Raw genomic sequence first — 21,169 nt, forward strand, 5'->3', positions numbered from 1 at the left:
CACTCAGCTAGCCTGTACACAGTCACTTATCATTACCCTGCCGTTACACTCGACATGGGCGTTTCCCCTTGGATTAGAAAGTGTACTTGCCATCGTTATACTTAACGCCAGCCCCTCTTTCTGGTGCAATAACTCACCGCCCAGCAAAAAGCTAACCTCGCTCGCTTTAGCGTCCAATGCTGCCGTCAGCGGCGTGGTACCGCACTGATAATATAACGTTTGATTGTTTTGTGGCAGAAAATAACTGCAAGCTGACAGCACTAACGCGCCGGTGACTAAGATGACCTTTTTCATGTTATTGCTTCTTAGAAAAATCAATCCATGCATGTCTATCCTAACGGAGCTAACAGTCAGTTAAAGGCAAAACCGGATAAATTCCACCCAGTAGCGTTTCACGGCTGGCACCCGTTACCGACGGCAGGTTGCCAGATAGGCCAGATAGCGTGCGGAACGCCAGCCAAGCAAACGCCAGCGCTTCCATATCATCACCGCTGATGCCGAAATTGTCGGTCAAACTGACCTCGGTACCCGGCAGCATCGCCGACAGCCGGGCCATCAGCAACGGATTGCGCGCCCCGCCACCGCATACCAGCAGACGCTCACACCCCCCGGCCAATTGCACTTGCTCGCAAAGGGTGATGGCCGTCAACTCCGCCAGTGTGGCCAATACGTCAAGCGGGCTAATCGCCGGTGATCCCGCTAGTTGTTGATCCAACCAGGCGATATTGAAATATTCGCGACCCGTGCTTTTTGGCGCAGGCCGCGCAAAATAGGGGTCAGCCAGCATCTGCTGTAGCAGCGGCAAATAAACGCGCCCCTGCATCGCCCACACAGCGTCCTTGTCGTAAGGTTGTGAAAAGTGTCGCCAAACCCAGGCATCCATCAGCATATTGCCCGGACCGGTATCGAAACCACGCACCGGTGTGCCGGGCAACAGTAAGGAGAGGTTGGCAATACCGCCGATGTTCAACACCACGCGGCGCTCTGTCGGATGCGCCAACAACGCCTGATGAAACGCTGGCACCAGCGGTGCACCCTGGCCACCGTAAGCCATGTCGCGCCGACGGAAATCGCCAACAGTGGTGATATTGGCCACCGCAGCGATACGGTTGTTGTCGCCCAATTGCATCGAAAACCGCGTATTCCCTTCAGGTTCATGCCACACCGTCTGGCCGTGGCAGCCGATGGCCGTGATGTGTTGCGCCGGAATGCCAGTTTGCTTTAGCAGGCCGAGCACCGCTTCACCAAATAGCGTTCCCAACTGAGCGTCTAACTGACCAATGGCGGCCAACGTGGTCTGCTGTCCCTGGCACATGGCCAAAATATCTTGCTTCAATTGGATCGGCATTGGGCAGCTATAGCTGGCCTGCTGTGCCACCCTGTGTTCATCGACCACAGCCAATACCACATCGATTCCGTCCAAGCTGGTGCCAGACATAACACCTATATAATGGCCTGACTTCATAGCAAAATCCTATAGCCCCGCATGGGGAAGCAAACAGTTGACCCGACAAATAAATCAGAATTAAAAGATTAGCGCCATGAATTATTATGCCTTTTTTATCACTATGCGCCTGATATTGGTTTGCCAAGCTGGGTCGGCTTCGATTACCCATGTTAAATAACGGCTCAACCTGCAATAGAATGTTCTCCAACGCTGTCATAATGCTAAACCACGGTTTATTATTGGTTGAAGAGTAGAAGGTTAAGCTGTATGCAACAATGGAAAGTGGGGAACGGTGATATACGTTGCTTTAAACCATACTTTGTCTATCATTTTAACTGAATCTGGCTTGGAGATATTCCCCAGATTATGGACTATTAAATGAGGAGTTTTATATGATCAAGCGTCTTATCGTCGTTGCCATCGCCACTGTGACTCTGGCGGGTTGTGCCAATGATTCCATGTCCGGCGACGTTTACAGCGCCTCACAGGCCAAGCAGGTGCAGACCGTACGATACGGTACGCTGGTTTCTGTGCGTCCTGTCAAGATCCAAAACCAAGGCGGATCCAACATGATTGGCACCCTTGGTGGTGCCGTACTGGGTGGTTTCCTCGGTAACACCATCGGCGGCGGTTCTGGTCGCAGCTTAGCGACCGCAGCAGGTGTAGTCGCTGGTGGCGTAGCAGGTGATCAGATTGGTGGAGCGGCAGGTCGCACCGATGGCCTTGAACTGGAAATTAAAACCGATCAAAAAGAGAACGTGGTGGTAGTCCAGAAGCTTGGCACGACCAAATTCAGACCAGGGCAGCGTGTGCGTATGGCTCAGAGGGGCGATACCATCACCGTCTCGCCATTGTAAGCTGGCCACAAACGGAAAAACCGGGGGTTAAGACTGCTGACAAGGTGCGTTCAGATCCGGTGGCGGTTATTGAATCGCCTCACCCAAGTAAGATAAATCAATAGGTTGAATATCATCAATTCAAAAAAACAAACCCCAGATAAACATCATCTGAGGTTTGTCATCAATCCGAAACCGGAGGTTATACCTCCGGTTTTATTTCTGGTGCCGTGAAATGTAATCTTATAAAATAATATTATTATTTGTTTTGCAGTTCGATGATGTTTCGTTCCAACTTGCCAATCAGACCTACCAATAGCTGAATTTCATCGATGCTAATGCCATTAAGGATTTCGCTACGTGTTGAGGTTATGACGCTATCTACTTCCCTGATGATTGGATCGGCCGCTTCAGTGAGCCTAATGCGCTTCGCTCGACGGTCATTGGCACAGGTGTGACGCGTAATCAGTCCTTTTTCCTCCAATTGGTCCAGAGTGCGAACCAGTGATGGCTGCTCAATACCAATCGCTTTAGCCAGTTGGATCTGTGACTGATCCGGCGGTAAACAATCAATATTGTGCAAAGTAAACCAATGCGTTTGGGTTAGCTCCAACGGCTTGAGCCGATGATCGATGAGCGCACGCCAAACACGTACTAATCGTGCTAAATCTGAACCTAATGTTGATTCCATTTACCCCTCCTTATAATTAGCATGCTAATTTTATCTCCAAATGTCTAGCCTATTCTGGGTAACTCATATTAAAAACACAAATGTATATAATGTATATTGTGGAAATAGCCACTATTTTTATCAGCTATTGACAGTTCGTTATGCAAATATTCAACATGTGAGTGTCGTAGATATTGATAATGTGAACATCATGGCTAAACACTTCTCTTTTCCACACTCGATTTGGTATTGAGCGTATCGACTTCCTTCAATCATGTTTAACGCTTTTTACTGAAAATGGTGAAGCATTTTGTTACGAGACGGAATATTTTCCAGCGAGATCGGACATCCCATGCTGATGGATTTTTCTGATCTGGCTAACAACAATTCTCTAAGTATTTTAGCGATTTAATATCGCGCGAGATATAAAAATATCTTTCAATAGTGATCGTCTACACCTTTGCCATTTGCGCTGGCGTTTTTTTGAGGACGCTTATTATAAGCACTACTAATGAACATACCAAGACGAAGTCTCTACCTGGATCATTAGCATTACACTGTAATTCATTGGAAAATTAGAAAAATAAGCACTTATAACATCACAGGTAGGTTAAATTAATCAGTAAACCTTGAGTATTAAGCTTCCTTCTTTTGCCAGGCTCTCCAAGCGCATGAGTTACCTTGCTATGGGCGATTTTGCTGGCAAGACCCATCCTAGTCACAACTCCGATGCGATTTTAACGCCATGAGCCTGCCCTTCAACGCTGCAAAAGTATCGTTGACTTGCGGCTTGTAAAAGTGACGTCGTCACACCAGATTATCCTTCGATTCACATTGAACCCCCTTGTGCGACGAAGCTATACTGGCTTCTCTTCACCGCGTCCGCCACAGCCAATCAGAGGATTTATGCGCTTACTCCATACCATGCTACGCGTCGGTGATCTGCAACGCGCGATTGACTTCTATACCAAGGTGCTCGGCATGCGTCTGCTGCGTACCAGTGAGAATCCAGAATATAAATACTCGCTGGCGTTTGTCGGGTACAGTGATGAAAGCGCAGGTGCAGTAATTGAACTGACTTATAACTGGGGCGTAGACAGTTACGAAATGGGTACTGCGTTCGGGCATCTGGCGCTGGGCGTGGACGATGTCGCAGCCACATGTGACCACTTGTGTAGCGTCGGCGGCAAGATAATCCGTGCAGTCGGCCCAGTCAAAGGTGGCACCACAGTCATCGCTTTTATCGAAGATCCAGACGGCTATAAAATCGAACTGATCGAGAATAAACATGCCAGTGACGGCCTCGGTAAATAACACTTATCCAGAGTGCAATGGCAGCTTTCTTTTTTTACCTAGGTGATAAGCGCCTGCAACCGGTGGCAAAATTTGCCATAATGCGCGCTGCATCCGATGAAGATAAGAAACTGATGGCCGAAAAAAGTGACCTTAACGCCCTGAGTGGCCGCTTTCGTGGGTTTTATCCCGTAGTTATAGATGTAGAAACTGCCGGTTTTAATGCAAAAACCGATGCATTACTAGAGATTGCCGCCGTTACGTTGAAAATGGATGAGGGGGGGTGGTTGCAGCAGGATGAAACCCTGCACTTTCATGTCGAGCCTTTTGAAGGGGCTAACTTGCAACCGGAGGCACTGGCATTCAATGGCATTGATCCGCACAACCCGCTGCGTGGCGCGGTCAGTGAATATGATGCGCTGCACGCCATTTTTAAAACGGTGCGTGCTGGCATCAAGCATCGCGGCTGTAACCGGGCAATCATTGTGGCGCACAACGCCAACTTTGACCACAGTTTCCTGATGGCTGCTGCCGAGCGCGCCAGCCTGAAGCGCAATCCATTCCACCCCTTTGCCACATTCGATACTGCGGCGCTGAGTGGGCTGGTGCTAGGCCAGACAGTGCTGGCGAAAGCCTGTACCGCTGCTGGTATGCCGTTTGACAGTAGCCAGGCGCATTCAGCATTGTACGACACTGAGCAGACCGCCTTACTGTTCTGCGAACTAGTTAACCGCTGGAAACGTCTAGGTGGCTGGCCACTAACCCTCGGCGATCTCGGCGGCTAAGCAATAGTCGGGCGGCTCAGTCTGCATTGGCACCGCCCGACCTCATACATAGCGGTACAAAAACCTCGTGCCAATTAAGGCTGCGAGTCTTGCTGCGCGCTGTATTTCTCTGCTGTTTCTTTGATAAGCTGTTGCAGTTCGCCACGCTGATACATTTCGATGATGATATCGCAACCACCAATCAATTCACCGTCTACCCACAGTTGTGGGAAAGTCGGCCAATTAGCGTACTTAGGCAGTTGTGCACGAATGTCCGGGTTCTGCAAAATATCCACGTAAGCAAAGCGCTCGCCGCAGGCAGACAGCGCCTGCACAGCCTGCGCAGAGAAACCGCAGTTTGGCAATTTTGGTGAGCCTTTCATGTACAGCAAAATGGGGTTTTCAGCGATCTGGTGCTGAATTTTTTCAATCGTCGTCATTGTCGTCATTATTTGTTTCCTCAATCGACATCTCATAGCGACCACATGCATCATGTGGGCTGTTTTAACGGCTGTAGTAGTCATAAGAGATGCTCTCTTTTACAAGTGCATCACCCGCTACTGATCGCGTCTTATCAGCAAACACCGTTCCGGGTTAAAATATGGATTCAGAATAACATTTTTAATCCGACCATTTAACCCATAATTTCCCCCCTCAGTCGGTGTTTAATTAATCCACAAAATTCTGTTCGTGTTTTTAAAAAACTAATTAATTGATTTTAAATAAAAAAATATGCCGTTAACTTTTTCTCACAATATGGATCACTATTTATAATGTCTTCGCTGTTGTATATGGAAAAATTCGGGAATACTGTCAGCCTTCGGTATCCGTTTAAAGTCAAAGTTGGTGATGTTGACATGCGCTTAATTCTTATACTTTCCATGCTGCTACTTACACAACTCTTCTTCAATCTAGCGCATGCTGTACCGCAGGCGCGTACTACCACCGAGCAGCGCAAAAGTCACGCTGCTAATGAAGCGCAACCAGATGACCCCCAGAAAAGAAAAGCGGTGAAAGTCAGAAAAAAAGTAAAAGTTAGCGCTAGGTTACCGTTGAAGGCCAAAACCCAGAAAATAGCCAAAACTGTTAAAGTAGTCCCACCGAGAAAGGGTGACAAAAAGCGCTATGACCACCAACGTCAACCCGGTATTTCCAAAACTATACACCCACACGATGTAAAACCATTGAAGCTCAGCCTGGCACATAAAAAACGTTATCAGCATGCCAAACAGACGGCGATGGCCAAGCTGATGGGCCAAATGGGCAAGCCTTATCACTGGGGGGGCAGTTCACCCCATACCGGCTTTGATTGCAGTGGTCTAATTTACTACGCTTATAAAGATGTGGTGAAAATCAAGATGCCACGCACCACCAAAGAAATGTACCAATTACGCCATGCTGCGCCAATCAAGAAAAGCGAACTGGAAAGCGGTGATCTGGTGTTCTTTCGCATTCACAATCACAACGTAGCCGATCATGTCGGGGTCTATCTCGGCAATGGCAAATTTATACAGTCACCGCGATCCGGTGAAGAGATCCGCATCAGCCAACTCAACAACGACTATTGGCAGAATCACTACATCGGTGCACGCCGGGTAGTCACGCCACAAACCATTCGCTAACGCTGTGCATGCGTTGAAGAACCCTGGATAAGGCACAGTAACTGCGCCTTTATTTAGGTTTAATGCTAGCGGTCAGTTCAGCACAGCGGTGAAACAGAAAACAATAATCACCGCCAACACACATAACGTGGCAAGCAACGACATCTTCAGGTCAGTATCCATCACTATTCCTTCTCTGGGAGGCTTTTTCAAGGATAAAAGGCGCACAATTAATGTGCCAAATTATATTCTCACAATTCGCCAATAAAATCTTATTATCATTCCCAGTTTATAGTGCCGACTCCCTCTTCCACTTTTGCTCAATATGCGACAAAATTCGCAGTTCACAACTGCGTATCGGCATGTGTTCCCCCAGACTAAGCGCCGAAGGCCACAACTCTAAAAACTCAGTTTTCGCTTTTCTGGAGAAGGATCTACGCAGGTAAACGATTAACATTATACTTGCATATTGTAAAATGTGAGTTCAGGAGTCATTTATTATATGGCAACGATCAAAGATGTAGCCAAACGCGCTGGCGTTTCCACTACCACCGTTTCGCACGTCATCAATAAGACTCGTTTCGTCGCCGAAGAAACTCAAGCGGCCGTTTGTGCTGCAATCAAGGAGTTGCATTATTCGCCAAGCGCCGTGGCGCGCAGCCTGAAGGTCAATCACACCAAATCGATCGGCCTGCTGGCCACATCAAGTGAGGCCCCCTATTTTGCTGAAGTGATCGAAGCAGTGGAAAATAGCTGCTATAGCAAGGGCTACACGCTGATCTTGTGCAACTCGCACAATAATCTGAACAAACAACGCGCCTATCTGGCTATGCTGGCACAAAAGCGCGTCGATGGCCTGCTAATAATGTGCTCGGAATACCCAGAACAACTGTTGAGCATGCTGGAAGAATATCGCCCTATTCCCATGGTGGTGATGGATTGGGGGGCTGCACGGGGGGATTTCACTGATACCATCGTCGACAATGCCTTCGAGGGCGGTTACTTGGCTGGCCGCTATCTGATCGAGCGCGGCCACCGTGATATTGGTGCCATTCCGGGCCAACTGGTGCGCAACACCGGTGGCGGGCGTCACCAGGGTTTTCTGAAAGCCATGGAGGAAGCTAATATTAAGATGCGCAATGAGTGGATCGTTCAGGGCGACTTTGAGCCAGAATCCGGTTATCAGGCAATGCATCAAATCCTGTCACAAAAACAACGGCCAACTGCTGTATTTTGCGGTGGCGACATCATGGCGATGGGAGCCATCTGCGCCGCTGACGAACTGGGCCTACGTGTGCCGCAGGATATTTCGGTGATCGGCTATGATAACGTGCGTAATGCCAGGTACTTCACCCCGGCGCTGACCACTATCCATCAGCCGAAGGAACGCCTAGGTGAAATGGCGTTTAGCATGTTGCTGGATCGCATTATCAGTAAACGTGAGGAGTCACAGGTGATCGAAGTGCACCCGAAACTGCTTGAACGCCGTTCGGTGGCCGATGGCCCATTCATCGACTACCGCCGTTAAACACCGCCTGCTGTATGAGCAAATAGCCATCCACGATGTTCAACTGACTGCGCCAGTCGGTGTCCGTTCTTTTCTCGACACTAAAACTTGCGATCACACAATATTAACGAGAAATACCATGCGAAATTCCTTTGGCTTTATGGGTTACCTCGCTGGCCTGAGCATATTGGGTTATCTGGCCACCGACATGTACCTACCTGCCTTTAGTGCCATGCAGCAGGAATTACAGATCTCTGCCGGTGCGATCAGTGTCAGCCTGAGCGTATTTCTAGCGGGTTTCGCTTTTGCACAGCTACTGTGGGGTGCGCTTTCCGACCATCTGGGCCGCAAGCCAGTACTGCTGCTCGGCTTGGTGCTGTTCGCCTTAGGTTGCCTCGGCATGCTATGGGTACAAAATGCTGTGCAGCTATGGTTATTGCGCTTTATTCAGGCGATTGGTGCCTGCTCCGCCGCTGTTACCTGGCAGGCGCTGGTGGTTGACCGCTACCGTGAGGGCAAAGCCAGGCGCATATTCGCCACGATCATGCCGTTGGTCGCGTTATCCCCCGCGTTGGCACCGCTGATGGGTGCCTGGCTGCTGAACCAGACAAGTTGGCGCATGATCTTCGCCGTGCTATTGGGCTTCTCCATCCTGCTACTGCTACCAACATTACTGCTGAAGAAAAGCACCCGGTCAGAAAACGCAGCTGGTCAAAGCAACAGTAGTGTCAGCTTCTGGCAGTTGTTCAAATCGCCCGTGTTCAGCGGCAACGTTGCGATGTTCGCCGCCGGTTCGGCCGGATTTTTCGCCTGGCTGACCGGTTCGCCGTTTATCCTCAGCGATATGGGCTACAGCCCAAATGATATTGGCCTAAGCTATATGCCGCAAACCTTAGCTTTCCTGTTGGGGGGTTATGGCTACCGTACCACACTAAATCGCATTAAGGGTAAAACCTTGCTGCCATGGTTGTTAGTAACTTATGGCGCAAGCATCGCAGCACTGTATCTAGTGGCGATGCTGGGCGAACCAACCCTGACCACTTTGTTGATCCCGTTCTGCATCATGGCCTTGGTTAATGGTGCTGGCTATCCAATAATGGTGGCGAATGCGTTAATGGCATTTCCGGAAAGCAGTGGCAAAGCCGCAGCGTTGCAAAACACTTTGCAGCTCGGTCTGTGCTTTGTCGCCAGCATGCTGGTATCGGCATTTATCTCGCAGCCATTGTTGGCGACAGTGTCGGTGATGTTTTCTACAGTGGTGTTGGCTGCGGTGGGCTATTGGCTACAACGAGGAAAAGCAGTTGGCGGCACGGCGTGAATTTGCTAGCCCACTATTAATCGCTGGGCTAATTTATCGGGCAATAAAACGGCGTCTGTGCGCTAATACCAGCGTTTCCTGATAAACGTTAGCCGTTTGCTCCACTGATAGTGATACATTATTACTCGCCAGCTTGTCAGTCCTTGAACGTCGCCGATAACCTTGCTTCACGGCTAGCGAGCACCCGTTCAACGCTGTCCACTACCGCCTGTGTTTGCGGGTCGATCTCAATATTCACTTTGTCGCCCAAACGTTTTCTACCCAGCGTGGTGCGTTCTAACGTTTCGGGAATCAAATGCACGCAGAACCGGTTATTCACCACCTCGCCGATGGTCAAGCTGATGCCGTCAATGCCAATAAACCCCTTATGCAGGATATATTTCATCAGTGACGCATTGGGCATACGTAGCCAGATTTGGCGGTTATTTTCCGAAGCCAAAATCTTGGCCACTTCTGCCGTGCAAATAATATGGCCGGACATTAGATGGCCGCCAATTTCGTCGTTAAATCTGGCGGCACGCTCGATGTTGACCCTGTCACCCAACGCCAATTCGCCAAGGTTGGTCAGGCATAGCGTTTCCTTGATCAGATCGAAACTGACGCGCGTGCCTTCCACGGCGGTCACCGTCAGGCAGCAACCATTATGGGCAACCGAGGCACCTAACTCTAGCCCAGACAATAGTTCGGCAGGCATTTCAATCACATGGGTGCGGAAGTTGGGTTTCTCATCAATGGCGACCAAGGGTGCGGTGCCCTGTACAATACCGGTGAACATATATGCCTCTTTTTTCTGAACGAGTTAACGCGTTTATGCCAGTTTACGCGTAAAACCAAACCCACTGAAAACTCTTTGATCGCAATATTTGCTTAAACACGCCGAATAGGTAGACTCTTTTGACAAAATTCCACTGTGATAAAGTTTAATTATTGTTGTCTGCTCACGGCAACCCTCCCACTCATAAATAAAACAGAAAGGTGTATGCGTGCAGAAGTACTTCCTAGAAGCGCGTAATTTATTGGTTCTCGCCATCCCGGTAATCATCGCGCAAATATCACAAACCGCCATGGGGGTGGTGGATACCATTATGGCCGGGGCCTACAGCGCCACGGATATGGCTGCAGTGGCGGTCGGCACTTCAATCTGGCTACCTGCGATCCTGTTCGGTCACGGGCTGCTGCTGGCATTAACCCCCGTGATTGCCCAGCTTAACGGTGCTGGCCGGCGCGATCGCATTGCCCATCAGGTACGGCAAGGCTTTTGGTTAGCTGGCGGCGTATCGCTGCTGCTGATCGTTTTACTTTACAACTGCAAGTGGGTCATCGACACCATGCATAGCATCGACCCACAATTGGCAAGCAAAGCACTCGGCTACCTGCATGCCATCATGTGGGGCGCTCCGGGCTATCTGTTCTTCCAGGTGATACGCAACCAGTGTGAAGGCTTGTCCAAAACTAAACCAGGCATGGTGATCGGCTTTATCGGCCTGCTGATCAATATTCCGATCAACTACATTTTTATCTACGGCAAATTTGGCATGCCGCAATTAGGGGGGTTGGCTGCGGCGTGGCCACTGGCAGCGTCTACTGGCTCATGTTCCTTATGATACGCTGGTACGTCAAACGAGCACCCTCGCAGCACGACATCAAACCGCTGATAAGCGAACACCCTAGGCCGGACTGGGCAGCATTGAAACGCCTGATCGGCATTGGCATGCCGATGGCACTAGCACTGTTCTTTGAAGTAACGCTTTTCGCCGTAGTGGCGCTGCTGGTTTCACCACTGGGGATCGTGGCCGTTGCCGGCCACCAGATCGCACTTAATTTCAGCAACCTGATGTTCGTATTGCCGCTGTCTCTCGGCGTTGGTGCCACCATCCGCGTTGGTTACCGCCTTGGGGAAGGTTCGATTGAGGGGGCACGGGTGGCCACCTATACCACCATAGGCGTCGGCATCATCATGGCTACCTGCACTGCACTCTTTACCACCATCTTCCGTGAGCAGATCGCCCTGCTGTACAACGGCAATCCAGCGGTGGTGGCGATGGCTTCGCAGCTTATGCTGTTAGCAGCAATTTATCAGATATCGGATTCTGTTCAGGTGATCGGCAGCGGTGTGCTGCGCGGCTATAAAGACACTCGCGCGATCTTTTTCATCACCCTTATCGCTTACTGGATCCTGGGCTTGCCATGCGGCTACTTATTGGCGCTAACCGATATCCTGGTGCCAGCAATGGGGCCAAGTGGCTTCTGGATCGGTTTTATCATCGGCTTGACTTTCGCCGCTATCATGGTGGTGCTGCGCATCCGTTGGCTACATAAACAACCGGCCATGTTGATCTTACAACGATCGAGCCGCTAACAGCCTTTGTGAAAAGGGCACCTTGCTGCTCACTCGCACAGCAATCGCGTGAAATACCGAATAAAATTGCCTTTTCCCCCTTGCCAACTCACAGGTAGCTCGTTAATATTCGTCCCCGCTGTCAGCCATGACAGACAGGAAAAGATGCGTCCGTAGCTCAGTTGGTTAGAGCACCACCTTGACATGGTGGGGGTCGGTGGTTCGAGTCCACTCGGACGCACCAAATCCTGAGCCTGTGTAGTGCGTCCGTAGCTCAGCTGGTTAGAGCACCACCTTGACATGGTGGGGGTCGGTGGTTCGAGTCCACTCGGACGCACCAAGTTATGGTTTTGTCTGGATTTATTCTCCTTATTCCTGGTTCCTAAGCTTATTTGCGCACGCAGTAGCGGGCCATCCTAGGTTTTTATTTTGTTTCCCACCACTTAGCCTTATAATATGCAACGTCTTTCAGTTGAATGGCTTCAACACTTGATCTGCAAAAACGTCATAACAATACATTTTCATCTCATCTTGTTGCGCGGCATCGCCCCCTGTACACTCCAGCGCGGGTCGAACTTTTCCGCACCATTTCGACTGTCATCACCTATCCTTAAACCTTATTTTGCACCATCAGGCAAAAGACAAATTCCATACCAACAGCTCTACTGCTGGTTTTATTCGTTTTTTTAATCACAACTTGTAGAAAACTCTGTCATGAAAAAGACCAAGATTGTTTGTACCATCGGCCCCAAAACCGAATCAGAAGAAATGCTCACCAAGCTGCTGAACGCGGGCATGAACGTCATGCGCCTCAACTTTTCACACGGCAATTATGAAGAGCACGGTAAACGCATTCATACAATGCGCACCGTGATGGACAAAACCGGACTCAATGCCGGCATCCTGCTGGATACCAAAGGTCCGGAAATCCGTACCATGAAACTGGAAGACGGCAAAGATGCTTCTCTGGTTGCCGGCCAGACTTTTACCTTCACCACCGATCAAAGCGTCATCGGTAATAGCGAACGCGTTGCGGTGACCTACACCGGTTTCTCAGCCGACCTGAAAATCGGCGATACCGTACTGGTTGATGATGGCTTGATCGGCATGGAAGTCATCAAGGTAACCGAGAATGAAGTGATCTGTAAGGTGCTGAACAACGGCGATCTGGGTGAAAACAAAGGCGTTAATCTGCCGGGCGTTTCCATCCAACTACCTGCACTGGCTGAAAAAGACAAGCATGACCTGATTTTTGGCTGTGAACAAGGCGTGGACTTCGTTGCTGCCTCTTTTATCCGCAAGCGTTCTGACGTGCTGGAAATCCGTGAGCACCTGAAAATCCACGGCGGTGAGCAAATCCAAATCATTTCCAAGATTGAAAACCAAGAAGGTCTTAACAACTTCGACGAAATCCTCGAAGCGTCCGATGGCATCATGGTCGCCCGTGGTGATCTGGGGGTTGAGATCCCGGTAGAAGAAGTGATCTTTGCCCAGAAGATGATGATCGAAAAATGTAACCACGCGCGCAAAGTGGTGATCACCGCCACCCAAATGCTGGATTCGATGATCAAAAACCCGCGCCCTACCCGCGCGGAGGCTGGCGACGTGGCCAATGCCATTCTGGACGGCACCGACGCCGTCATGCTATCTGGTGAGAGTGCCAAGGGCAAATACCCCTTGGAGGCAGTCACCATCATGGCAACCATCTGTGAGCGCACTGATCGCGTGATGCCAAGCCGTATTGACAAACTCAACGACAGCCGCAAGCTGCGCATCACTGAGGCCGTCTGCCGTAGCGCGGTCGAAACCGCAGAGAAACTGGACGCGCCGCTGATCGTAGTTGCCACCAGCGGCGGCAAATCAGCCAAATCGGTGCGTAAATACTTCCCTAATGCGTTGATCCTGGCACTGACCACCAATGAAGTCACTGCCCACCAGTTGATCCTGAGCAAAGGTGTTATCCCGATGAGAGTCAAAGAAATTGCCTCTACCGACGACTTCTACCGCATTGGTAAAGAAGCGGCGCTATCCAGCGGTCTGGCGCAAAAAGGCGATGTGGTGGTGATGGTTTCCGGCGCTCTGGTGCCAAGCGGCACCACCAATACCACCTCGGTGCACCTGCTATAATATAAAAGGTGACAGACTTGTTTTGATAAAAACGCCGCGCTATGCGTAATGCCGATCAGTTAAGGATCACTTGAACGATCCTACCTCTGTGTGAAAATCCGTAATCTCCCTGAGATTACGGATTTTTTTATGTTACTGAGTCAGGCGCTTGATGCCGTTCTTAAATTCTCTCCTAAAGAGTTTGCTGCACTGTCTGATTTGCTCTCACCTGAGCTTATCGATGAGTGCCTGGCTGATACCGGGGTCGTGACGCTTCGCAAGCGCCGTCTCCCCATGGAGATGATGGTCTGGGCTGTCGCCGGTATGTCCTTGTTCCGCTCATTTTCCATGAATCAGTTGGTTTCACATCTCGATATTATGCTGCCGGGTAAGCGTCCTTTTGTCGCACCCAGCGCCGTGGTACAAGCCCGTCAGCGGCTCGGGGAAGATGTGGTTAGACTGGTTTTCGAGAAAACACGCCAACTCTGGTTCGAGAAAACACCGTTATCCCACTGGAACGGTCTGACATTGATGGCTGTAGACGGCACTCTGTGGAGAACACCGGACACGCCGGAAAATGATGCTGCTTTTGGACGAACAGCTAATGAGTATGCCCAGTCCGACTGGCCACAGCTGCGTATGGTCTGTCAGATGGAAGTGACCAGTCATCTGTTATCCGGTGTGAGCTTTGGCAGCGTGTCAGAAACCAGCAAAGTTGACCTTGCCGCTCAATTGGCCGGGCAGACGCAGGACCACTCACTGACGATACTGGATAAAGGCTTCTATGCACTCGGGTTGCTTCACCACTGGTGGTCATCAGGAACAGAAAAACACTGGATGATCCCACTGCGCAAAGGCGCGCAGTATCAGGTGCGCGAGAAGCTGGGTGCAGGACATGAACTGGTCGAACTCAGCTTAACCCCTCAGGCCCGTAAGAAATGGAAAGATGCGCCTCAAACACTGACGGCGAGGTTGATAAGTAAAGAAATCAACGGAAAAACAATACAGATCCTGACGTCAATGTGCGATCCGTTACGTTACCCTAAAGCTGATATCGTTGACCTTTACGGGCAGCGTTGGGAAATCGAGCAGGGCTTCAGAGAAATGAAACAGCATCTGTTGCAAAATGAACTGACGCTGAGAAGCAGAAAGCCAGAGCTAATAAGACAGGAACTCTGGGGTGTAGTGCTGGCTTATAACCTGCTGAGGTTCATGATGGCACAGATGGCTTACAGCCTGAAAAACGTGGAGCCTTACCAGATAGGGTTTAAACAGGCTGCACTGTATCTAACAGCGCAACTGAGCATACTGCCAGCGGTGGCTCCGGGAAAGGTGCCGAAAGTGATGAATGAAATCCTGGCGATGGCTGAAAGCTTCGTCCTGCCAGCCCGACGGCAAAGACATTATCCAAGAGCGGTAAAAAAGAAGCCGCAACGTTACCCGTTGCGGCGTCCTCAAAAGCTTAACTGACAAGCATTACGCGCTATGCGGCGTTTTCATAGCAACGGTAAACTATTTTCTGAAAACGCAACCACGCACTGGACATGATTTTGCGGATAAAAAATCCGAGTGGTCTTATATAACTTGGCTGTTTTTACTCATTTTTTTCACTATTTTTTCGGAGAAAATGTTAGCTCGAGCTAACATTAAAAATAAAGTACCCTAATTTAAAAAAATTATTCTCTTTCGAAAAAAGTTTGTGCAATACTTGTAACGCTACATGGAGATTAACTCAATCTAGAGGGTGATATAATGAATCGTACTAAACTGGTACTGGGCTCAGTAATCCTAGGTTCCACTCTGCTGGCAGGCTGCTCAAGCAATACTAAAATCGAACAACTGTCTACTGACGTTCAAACCCTGAACGCTAAAGTTGATCAGCTCAGCAACGATGTAACTGCAATCCGTTCTGACGTTCAAGCTGCTAAAGATGACGCAGCGCGCGCTAATCAACGTCTGGACAACCAAGTTCACACTTACAAAAAGTAAGATGACTTCGTTTATTGAAAACGGCGCACTCTGTGCGTAATGCCGATCAGTTAAGGATCACTTGAACGATCCTACCTCTGTGTGAAAATCCGTAATCTCCCTGAGATTACGGATTTTTTTATGTTACTGAGTCAGGCGCTTGATGCCGTTCTTAAATTCTCTCCTAAAGAGTTTGCTGCACTGTCTGATTTGCTCTCACCTGAGCTTATCGATGAGTGCCTGGCTGATACCGGGGTCGTGACGCTTCGCAAGCGCCGTCTCCCCATGGAGATGATGGTCTGGGCTGTCGCCGGTATGTCCTTGTTCCGCTCATTTTCCATGAATCAGTTGGTTTCACATCTCGATATTATGCTGCCGGGTAAGCGTCCTTTTGTCGCACCCAGCGCCGTGGTACAAGCCCGTCAGCGGTTCGGGGAAGATGTGGTTAGACTGGTTTTCGAGAAAACACGCCAACTCTGGTTCGAGAAAACACCGTTATCCCACTGGAACGGTCTGACATTGATGGCTGTAGACGGCACTCTGTGGAGAACACCGGACACGCCGGAAAATGATGCTGCTTTTGGACAAACAGCTAATGAGTATGCCCAGTCCGACTGGCCACAGCTGCGTATGGTCTGTCAGATGGAAGTGACCAGTCATCTGTTATCCGGTGTGAGCTTTGGCAGCGTGTCAGAAACCAGCGAAGTTGACCTTGCCGCTCAATTGGCCGGGCAGACGCAGGACCACTCACTGACGATACTGGATAAAGGCTTCTATGCACTCGGGTTGCTTCACCACTGGTGGTCATCAGGAACAGAAAAACACTGGATGATCCCACTGCGCAAAGGCGCGCAGTATCAGGTGCGCGAGAAGCTGGGTGCAGGACATGAACTGGTCGAACTCAGCTTACCCCCTCAGGCCCGTAAGAAATGGAAAGATGCGCCTCAAACACTGACGGCGAGGTTGATAAGTAAAGAAATCAACGGAAAAACAATACAGATCCTGACGTCAATGTGCGATCCGTTACGTTACCCTAAAGCTGATATCGTTGACCTTTACGGGCAGCGTTGGGAAATCGAGCAGGGCTTCAGAGAAATGAAACAGCATCTGTTGCAAAATGAACTGACGCTGAGAAGCAGAAAGCCAGAGCTAATAAGACAGGAACTCTGGGGTGTAGTGCTGGCTTATAACCTGCTGAGGTTCATGATGGCACAGATGGCTTACAGCCTGAAAAACGTGGAGCCTTACCAGATAGGGTTTAAACAGGCTGCACTGTATCTAACAGCGCAACTGAGCATACTGCCAGCGGTGGCTCCGGGAAAGGTGCCGAAAGTGATGAATGAAATCCTGGCGATGGCTGAAAGCTTCGTCCTGTCAGCCCGACGGCAAAGACATTATCCAAGAGCGGTAAAAAAGAAGCCGCAACGTTACCCGTTGCGGCGTCCTCAAAAGCTTAACTGACAAGCATTACGCACTCTGTGCGCCGTTTTTTTGCCGTTATTCACTGTTGCGTCAAACTTACAGAGGGGTCAGTCGCTGCTCTTTGGCAAATTTAGTGGTGGTAAATCAGAACAGTGGTTGCTCAAGGAGTGACGAAGCTAATACAACAACAAAGTCTTATCCATCGCTTCAGAGTAACTGCGTAGCCTTACGGCGGATAGCACGGATCATTGCTTCCACCCCCTGTGATCGCGATGGCGTCAAATGTTGGCTGAGCGCCAGTTCGCCAAAGAATGGCCGCACGTCGAGATCGACAATCTGCTGTGGCGTCAACGAGCGGTAAAGGATAAACACTACCGCCAGCAGCCCTTTGACGATCGCCGTATCGCTGTCGCCATGAAATTCAACCCGCCCCTGCTCGTCGCTGCTCATGACGATCCACACTTGGCTCTGGCAACCGGAAATCAGGTTGCCGGGTTGCCGCTCGGTATCATTCAACGCGGGCAGTTTTGCTCCCAACTCGATCACATACAGGTACTTCTCTTCCCAGTTCAGACAGCGGGAAAAATTACGCGCCAATTTATCTTTGTCCGGCAGATTCGCCATGAGGTTTCTTTCCGTTATGCCTAGCTGACACTAGCCCAATAGCTGATGAATGCGTTGTAAACCGGCCATTAACCGCGCCACTTCTTCCTGTGTATTATATAGCGCCAACGAGGCGCGGCACATGCTGGGTACCTGATAAAACGCCATCAGCGGCATCGCACAGTGATGGCCGGTACGAATGGCAATGCCATACTGATCGAGGAAGCTACCGACATCATAAGCATGGTGTTCACCCAAATTAAAGGCAATCACTCCGACACGATCCGCCGGGCCGTAGATTTTGATTGTCGGCACCTGCTGCAACGCCTCAAGTGCATAGTGCATCAGCGATTGTTCGTAGTTGTGGATCGCCTTCAGACCCAGTGCACTCACGTAGTCGATCGCCGCCCCCAGCCCAATGATAGCAGCGGTATTCGGCGAGCCGGCCTCAAAACGCCACGGTGGCTCGGCGAAGGTGGTGCCAGCACTTAAGCTAACCTGTTGAATCATCGCCCCCCCCCCTTCCCATGGTGGCATCTGTTGCAGCAACGCCCGACGGCCGTACAGAATACCGATACCGGAAGGCCCGTACAGCTTGTGGCCAGAGAAGACATAGAAATCGCAGTCCAGCGACTGCACGTCAACCTGCTGGTGCATCACCGCCTGCGCGCCATCCACCAACACATGCAAAGCGGGGGCTTGCGCTTTAGCACGGGCGATAATATCACGCAGCGGATTGACGGTGCCCAGCACGTTGGACACCTGAGTTATCGCCAGCAGTTTACAGGATGAGTCGATCACGTCCGCCAGCAGAGCCAGATCCAAGGTGCCATCCGCCTGCAATGGCCAGACTCGCAGATTTAACCCGTGCTCCTGCGCCAGCATCTGCCAAGGTACGATGTTGGCATGGTGCTCCATCTCGGTGATGATGATACTGTCGCCCGGTTGCAGCAAGTGGCGGCCAAAGCTGTTGGCCACCAAATTGATACCTTCAGTGGTACCCTTGACGAATACGATCTCTTCCGCCGAGGCAGCGTTGATAAACTGCGCCGCTTTTTCACGCACTGCCTCCATCTGCTGCGTTGCCTCGGCGCTCAAGGTGTGGATACCACGATGCACCGCCGCATAGCCATGGCGGTAGAAGTCCAGTTCGCGATCGATCACCACCTGCGGCTTCTGCGCGCTAGCGGCGCTGTCGAGGTAGGCCAACGGACTGCCGTTAACCTCCCGCGCCAGTAACGGAAAATCGCGGCGCACGCGCTCAATCGGATAACTCATGCGTTCTCCCTCGGCAGGCGCTGGGCAATGCGCGCCAGCACCCATTCTCGGAGAGTTTCGTTGGCAATGTTTGCGGTCAGTTCGGCGGCAAAAGCGAAGATGATCATCTGCTGTGCGGCATGCTTGTCAATACCGCGTGATTGCATATAGAACAACTGCGCCACATCGATGCGTCCAACGGTGGCCCCGTGGCTGCATTTGACGTCATCGGCGTAGATCTCCAACTGCGGCTTGGTGTCCACTTCCGCCGCTTTGCCCAGCAGAAGATTATGGTTGGTCATCTGGCCATCGGTTTTGATCGCGTGTTTGGCCACGTTGATCATGCCATTGAATACCGCCTTGGCCCTGTCACTGACCACAGTTTTATGCAACTGGCGGCTCTCACAGTATCCCTGATTATGCTCTAGATAGGTGCGGGTATCACATACCTCTTTGCCGATCGGTAACACCAGGCTGTTGATCGCCAAGTTGGCACCTGTGCCGTTCAATTGTGCGCTGGTGTTATGACGGGTTAATCCGGCTCCCAACAGGAAGCTATCGCTTTTCACCCGTGCATCACGGCCAATCACCAGATCGTTATGGGAAAAGTGGTAGCTCGGGTAGCTTTCAAACGCCAGCTTACAGTGTAGTAGCTCGGCATTATCGGCCACATTGGCCGTCAACCGCGCGCCAGTGAAATGTGCAGCATCACCCAGGCTGACGTAATGCTCGATCACTTCAGCCTGCGCGCCGTGCGCAATCGCCAGGTGATGGCGATGATGTACGGTATTCACTTCGCCTTCAGTTCCGTTCCCGCTGCTGATATGCAGCAGGTACAGTGGCCGTGTGGCGGCTTTGCCAGCAGGCAGGTGGATGATGCTGGTTTCTTGCGCCAGGCTTTCCGTCAGGTGCAGGAAAATCTCCGGCTGAATGGGAGTTGGCAGCGCCTGTGGGGTGCCGTTGGTGGCTAGCTCGAAGCGATACTCACCCAAATGGCGATCGCTGAGCGCAGCGCTGAAGTGACCATCGATAAACACCAGACGATAGGCCTCAATATTCAGCGCTAGCGCATCGCATTGCGCCGTAGTGACCGGTTTGGCCAACGGTTCAATAAATTGCTGATCCAACAGCCCTTCCAGCGGGGTATATTTCCAGTTTTCATGTTTGCGCGTTGGCCAGCCGAGGCTCTGCACCTGTTGCCAGTGTGCCAGGGCATGGGCGGAATGCTCGCCACTGCGGCGTTCAAACAGGCTAGACCACTGTTGCAACACGCGTGAATTATTGTTGCTCGGCAAGCCAGCCATAACCCTGCTCCTCCAACTGTTTCACCAACGTGAAATCGCCGGACTTGACGATACGCCCCTGAGACAAAACATGGACGTAGTCCGGCTTGATGTAATCCAGAATGCGCTGGTAATGGGTGACGATAATAAACGCGCGTTTTCCATCTCGCAGCGAGTTAACTCCGTTAGCGACAATCTTGAGCGCATCGATATCCAGGCCGGAATCAGTTTCATCAAGGATGCACAAAGTCGGCCCCAGCGCCGCCATCTGTAGAATATCGTTGCGTTTTTTCTCACCACCGGAGAAACCGACATTGACTGACCGGGTCAGCAGATCAGTCGGCATATCAAGCAGTGCAATTTTTTCTTCGATAAAGTCCGCGAAGTCGAAACGATCGAGTGCAGGCTGTTGGCGATATTTACGCACTGCATTGACCGATGTTTGCAGAAAGAAGTGGTTGCTAACGCCGGGGATCTCCACCGGGTATTGGAATGCGAGAAATACCCCTTCACCAGCGCGTTCTTCTGGTGCTAACTCCAGTAAATCTTTGCCTTTAAAAGTGACGTCACCTGCTGTCACTTCATACTCTTCACGGCCCGCCAACATGGCGGAGAGCGTGCTCTTGCCCGACCCGTTTGGCCCCATGATGGCATGGACTTCGCCCGGATTAATTTCCAAATTCAACCCTTTGAGGATTTCATTGCCTTCTACGCTGACTTTCAAATTATTGATACTTAACATGCACTGTCCTCAGG

General features: G+C 50.7%; 20 protein-coding genes, 2 tRNA genes and 1 pseudogene. 13 read left to right on the forward strand and 10 right to left on the reverse strand.

What is annotated here, in order from left to right; translation table 11 throughout:
* Positions 1 to 3: 3 nt before the first annotated feature.
* Positions 4 to 327, reverse strand: coding sequence for a hypothetical protein (locus SYMBAF_RS06205; RefSeq protein ID WP_006708822.1), 324 nt, complete (start codon positions 325 to 327; stop codon positions 4 to 6).
* A 16-nt stretch (positions 328 to 343) separates the two neighbouring features.
* Positions 344 to 1,465 (reverse strand): anhydro-N-acetylmuramic acid kinase, encoded by a 1,122-nt coding sequence (anmK, locus tag SYMBAF_RS06210; RefSeq protein WP_040265926.1) that lies wholly within the window; start codon positions 1,463 to 1,465, stop codon positions 344 to 346.
* A 374-nt stretch (positions 1,466 to 1,839) separates the two neighbouring features.
* On the opposite strand from anmK, the gene SYMBAF_RS06215 reads away from it, so the two are divergent.
* The gene (locus tag SYMBAF_RS06215; RefSeq protein ID WP_006708824.1) at positions 1,840 to 2,304 is read left to right on the forward strand and encodes an outer membrane lipoprotein; all 465 of its coding nucleotides are present in this window, start codon (positions 1,840 to 1,842) and stop codon (positions 2,302 to 2,304) included.
* A gap of 238 nt (positions 2,305 to 2,542) precedes the next feature.
* Here the strand turns inward: SYMBAF_RS06215 and slyA are convergent, their stop codons facing one another.
* Positions 2,543 to 2,974 (reverse strand): transcriptional regulator SlyA, encoded by a 432-nt coding sequence (gene slyA, locus SYMBAF_RS06220; RefSeq protein WP_040265924.1) that lies wholly within the window; start codon positions 2,972 to 2,974, stop codon positions 2,543 to 2,545.
* An 885-nt stretch (positions 2,975 to 3,859) separates the two neighbouring features.
* Here slyA and gloA point away from each other — a divergent pair.
* Together gloA and rnt are read left to right on the forward strand one after the other, a co-directional pair.
* Positions 3,860 to 4,267, forward strand: coding sequence for a lactoylglutathione lyase (gene gloA / locus SYMBAF_RS06225; RefSeq protein WP_040265922.1), 408 nt, complete (start codon positions 3,860 to 3,862; stop codon positions 4,265 to 4,267).
* An 80-nt stretch (positions 4,268 to 4,347) separates the two neighbouring features.
* A complete protein-coding gene (rnt, locus tag SYMBAF_RS06230; RefSeq protein WP_040266266.1) occupies positions 4,348 to 5,031 on the forward strand; it encodes a ribonuclease T in 684 nt (227 codons plus the stop codon).
* Positions 5,032 to 5,105: 74 nt separating this feature from the next.
* Here rnt and SYMBAF_RS06235 read toward each other — a convergent pair whose 3' ends face one another.
* Entirely contained in the window at positions 5,106 to 5,450 is a 345-nt protein-coding gene (locus SYMBAF_RS06235) for a Grx4 family monothiol glutaredoxin (protein ID WP_037388236.1), read from the reverse strand.
* Positions 5,451 to 5,867: 417 nt separating this feature from the next.
* On the opposite strand from SYMBAF_RS06235, the gene SYMBAF_RS06240 reads away from it, so the two are divergent.
* Positions 5,868 to 6,632 (forward strand): C40 family peptidase, encoded by a 765-nt coding sequence (locus SYMBAF_RS06240; protein ID WP_040266264.1) that lies wholly within the window; start codon positions 5,868 to 5,870, stop codon positions 6,630 to 6,632.
* A 72-nt stretch (positions 6,633 to 6,704) separates the two neighbouring features.
* Here the strand turns inward: SYMBAF_RS06240 and cydH are convergent, their stop codons facing one another.
* A complete protein-coding gene (gene cydH / locus SYMBAF_RS06245; RefSeq protein ID WP_152609148.1) occupies positions 6,705 to 6,794 on the reverse strand; it encodes a cytochrome bd-I oxidase subunit CydH in 90 nt (29 codons plus the stop codon).
* 319 nt (positions 6,795 to 7,113) lie between these two features.
* Between cydH and purR the strand changes: the two genes are divergently transcribed.
* Positions 7,114 to 8,139, forward strand: coding sequence for an HTH-type transcriptional repressor PurR (purR, locus tag SYMBAF_RS06250; protein WP_040265921.1), 1,026 nt, complete (start codon positions 7,114 to 7,116; stop codon positions 8,137 to 8,139).
* Between the two features lie 118 nt (positions 8,140 to 8,257).
* Entirely contained in the window at positions 8,258 to 9,436 is a 1,179-nt protein-coding gene (gene punC / locus SYMBAF_RS06255; RefSeq protein WP_040265918.1) for a purine nucleoside transporter PunC, read from the forward strand.
* Positions 9,437 to 9,572: 136 nt separating this feature from the next.
* On the opposite strand, the gene SYMBAF_RS06260 is transcribed toward punC, so the two are convergent.
* Positions 9,573 to 10,211: a riboflavin synthase gene (locus SYMBAF_RS06260; RefSeq protein ID WP_006708353.1), complete on the reverse strand. Its 639-nt coding sequence runs from the start codon at positions 10,209 to 10,211 to the stop codon at positions 9,573 to 9,575.
* Between the two features lie 208 nt (positions 10,212 to 10,419).
* Here SYMBAF_RS06260 and SYMBAF_RS06265 point away from each other — a divergent pair.
* The 7 genes and pseudogenes from SYMBAF_RS06265 (at position 10,420) to SYMBAF_RS06295 (ending at position 17,309) form a co-directional block, all read left to right on the forward strand.
* Positions 10,420 to 11,795 (forward strand): annotated as a pseudogene (locus SYMBAF_RS06265) (MATE family efflux transporter).
* 146 nt (positions 11,796 to 11,941) lie between these two features.
* Positions 11,942 to 12,018, forward strand: a tRNA-Val gene (locus SYMBAF_RS06270).
* Positions 12,019 to 12,037: 19 nt separating this feature from the next.
* Positions 12,038 to 12,114 (forward strand) — tRNA-Val (locus SYMBAF_RS06275).
* 374 nt (positions 12,115 to 12,488) lie between these two features.
* Positions 12,489 to 13,901, forward strand: a complete 1,413-nt coding sequence (gene pykF / locus SYMBAF_RS06280; RefSeq protein WP_040265914.1) for a pyruvate kinase PykF — start codon at positions 12,489 to 12,491, stop codon at positions 13,899 to 13,901.
* Between the two features lie 129 nt (positions 13,902 to 14,030).
* A complete protein-coding gene (locus tag SYMBAF_RS06285; RefSeq protein WP_040263997.1) occupies positions 14,031 to 15,350 on the forward strand; it encodes an IS4 family transposase in 1,320 nt (439 codons plus the stop codon).
* A 282-nt stretch (positions 15,351 to 15,632) separates the two neighbouring features.
* A complete protein-coding gene (locus tag SYMBAF_RS06290) occupies positions 15,633 to 15,869 on the forward strand; it encodes a major outer membrane lipoprotein (RefSeq protein WP_040265912.1) in 237 nt (78 codons plus the stop codon).
* 120 nt (positions 15,870 to 15,989) lie between these two features.
* The gene (locus SYMBAF_RS06295) at positions 15,990 to 17,309 is read left to right on the forward strand and encodes an IS4 family transposase (RefSeq protein ID WP_040265910.1); all 1,320 of its coding nucleotides are present in this window, start codon (positions 15,990 to 15,992) and stop codon (positions 17,307 to 17,309) included.
* A gap of 168 nt (positions 17,310 to 17,477) precedes the next feature.
* On the opposite strand, the gene sufE is transcribed toward SYMBAF_RS06295, so the two are convergent.
* From sufE to sufC, 4 genes are read right to left on the reverse strand one after another with little or no spacing between them, the layout of a single operon-like run.
* A complete protein-coding gene (gene sufE, locus SYMBAF_RS06300) occupies positions 17,478 to 17,894 on the reverse strand; it encodes a cysteine desulfuration protein SufE (RefSeq protein WP_040265908.1) in 417 nt (138 codons plus the stop codon).
* A gap of 30 nt (positions 17,895 to 17,924) precedes the next feature.
* Positions 17,925 to 19,151 (reverse strand): cysteine desulfurase SufS, encoded by a 1,227-nt coding sequence (gene sufS, locus SYMBAF_RS06305; RefSeq protein ID WP_040265907.1) that lies wholly within the window; start codon positions 19,149 to 19,151, stop codon positions 17,925 to 17,927.
* Positions 19,148 to 20,434, reverse strand: coding sequence for a Fe-S cluster assembly protein SufD (gene sufD, locus SYMBAF_RS06310; RefSeq protein WP_040265905.1), 1,287 nt, complete (start codon positions 20,432 to 20,434; stop codon positions 19,148 to 19,150). Before sufD ends, sufS begins: the two co-directional genes overlap by 4 nt.
* Positions 20,409 to 21,155, reverse strand: coding sequence for a Fe-S cluster assembly ATPase SufC (gene sufC, locus SYMBAF_RS06315; RefSeq protein WP_040265904.1), 747 nt, complete (start codon positions 21,153 to 21,155; stop codon positions 20,409 to 20,411). The genes sufD and sufC overlap by 26 nt, the downstream gene beginning before the upstream one ends.
* Between the last annotated feature and the right edge of the window lie 14 nt (positions 21,156 to 21,169).

Source organism: Serratia symbiotica (assembly GCF_000821185.2).
Taxonomy (GTDB): Bacteria; Pseudomonadota; Gammaproteobacteria; order Enterobacterales; family Enterobacteriaceae; genus Serratia; species Serratia symbiotica.

Bases quoted from the DNA above. Each gene is read 5' to 3' on its own strand.
- SYMBAF_RS06260 (WP_006708353.1), bottom strand. From the start codon at position 10,211: ATGTTCACCGGTATTGTACAGGGCACCGCACCCTTGGTCGCCATTGAT.
- SYMBAF_RS06290 (WP_040265912.1), top strand. From the start codon at position 15,633: ATGAATCGTACTAAACTGGTACTGGGCTCAGTAATCCTAGGTTCCACT.
- SYMBAF_RS06215 (WP_006708824.1), top strand. From the start codon at position 1,840: ATGATCAAGCGTCTTATCGTCGTTGCCATCGCCACTGTGACTCTGGCG.
- sufC (WP_040265904.1), bottom strand. From the start codon at position 21,155: ATGTTAAGTATCAATAATTTGAAAGTCAGCGTAGAAGGCAATGAAATC.
- sufE (WP_040265908.1), bottom strand. From the start codon at position 17,894: ATGGCGAATCTGCCGGACAAAGATAAATTGGCGCGTAATTTTTCCCGC.
- cydH (WP_152609148.1), bottom strand. From the start codon at position 6,794: ATGGATACTGACCTGAAGATGTCGTTGCTTGCCACGTTATGTGTGTTG.
- SYMBAF_RS06205 (WP_006708822.1), bottom strand. From the start codon at position 327: ATGCATGGATTGATTTTTCTAAGAAGCAATAACATGAAAAAGGTCATC.
- punC (WP_040265918.1), top strand. From the start codon at position 8,258: ATGCGAAATTCCTTTGGCTTTATGGGTTACCTCGCTGGCCTGAGCATA.
- purR (WP_040265921.1), top strand. From the start codon at position 7,114: ATGGCAACGATCAAAGATGTAGCCAAACGCGCTGGCGTTTCCACTACC.
- SYMBAF_RS06240 (WP_040266264.1), top strand. From the start codon at position 5,868: ATGCGCTTAATTCTTATACTTTCCATGCTGCTACTTACACAACTCTTC.
- SYMBAF_RS06295 (WP_040265910.1), top strand. From the start codon at position 15,990: ATGTTACTGAGTCAGGCGCTTGATGCCGTTCTTAAATTCTCTCCTAAA.
- rnt (WP_040266266.1), top strand. From the start codon at position 4,348: ATGCGCGCTGCATCCGATGAAGATAAGAAACTGATGGCCGAAAAAAGT.
- SYMBAF_RS06235 (WP_037388236.1), bottom strand. From the start codon at position 5,450: ATGACGACGATTGAAAAAATTCAGCACCAGATCGCTGAAAACCCCATT.
- anmK (WP_040265926.1), bottom strand. From the start codon at position 1,465: ATGAAGTCAGGCCATTATATAGGTGTTATGTCTGGCACCAGCTTGGAC.
- gloA (WP_040265922.1), top strand. From the start codon at position 3,860: ATGCGCTTACTCCATACCATGCTACGCGTCGGTGATCTGCAACGCGCG.
- pykF (WP_040265914.1), top strand. From the start codon at position 12,489: ATGAAAAAGACCAAGATTGTTTGTACCATCGGCCCCAAAACCGAATCA.
- slyA (WP_040265924.1), bottom strand. From the start codon at position 2,974: ATGGAATCAACATTAGGTTCAGATTTAGCACGATTAGTACGTGTTTGG.
- sufS (WP_040265907.1), bottom strand. From the start codon at position 19,151: ATGAGTTATCCGATTGAGCGCGTGCGCCGCGATTTTCCGTTACTGGCG.
- sufD (WP_040265905.1), bottom strand. From the start codon at position 20,434: ATGGCTGGCTTGCCGAGCAACAATAATTCACGCGTGTTGCAACAGTGG.
- SYMBAF_RS06285 (WP_040263997.1), top strand. From the start codon at position 14,031: ATGTTACTGAGTCAGGCGCTTGATGCCGTTCTTAAATTCTCTCCTAAA.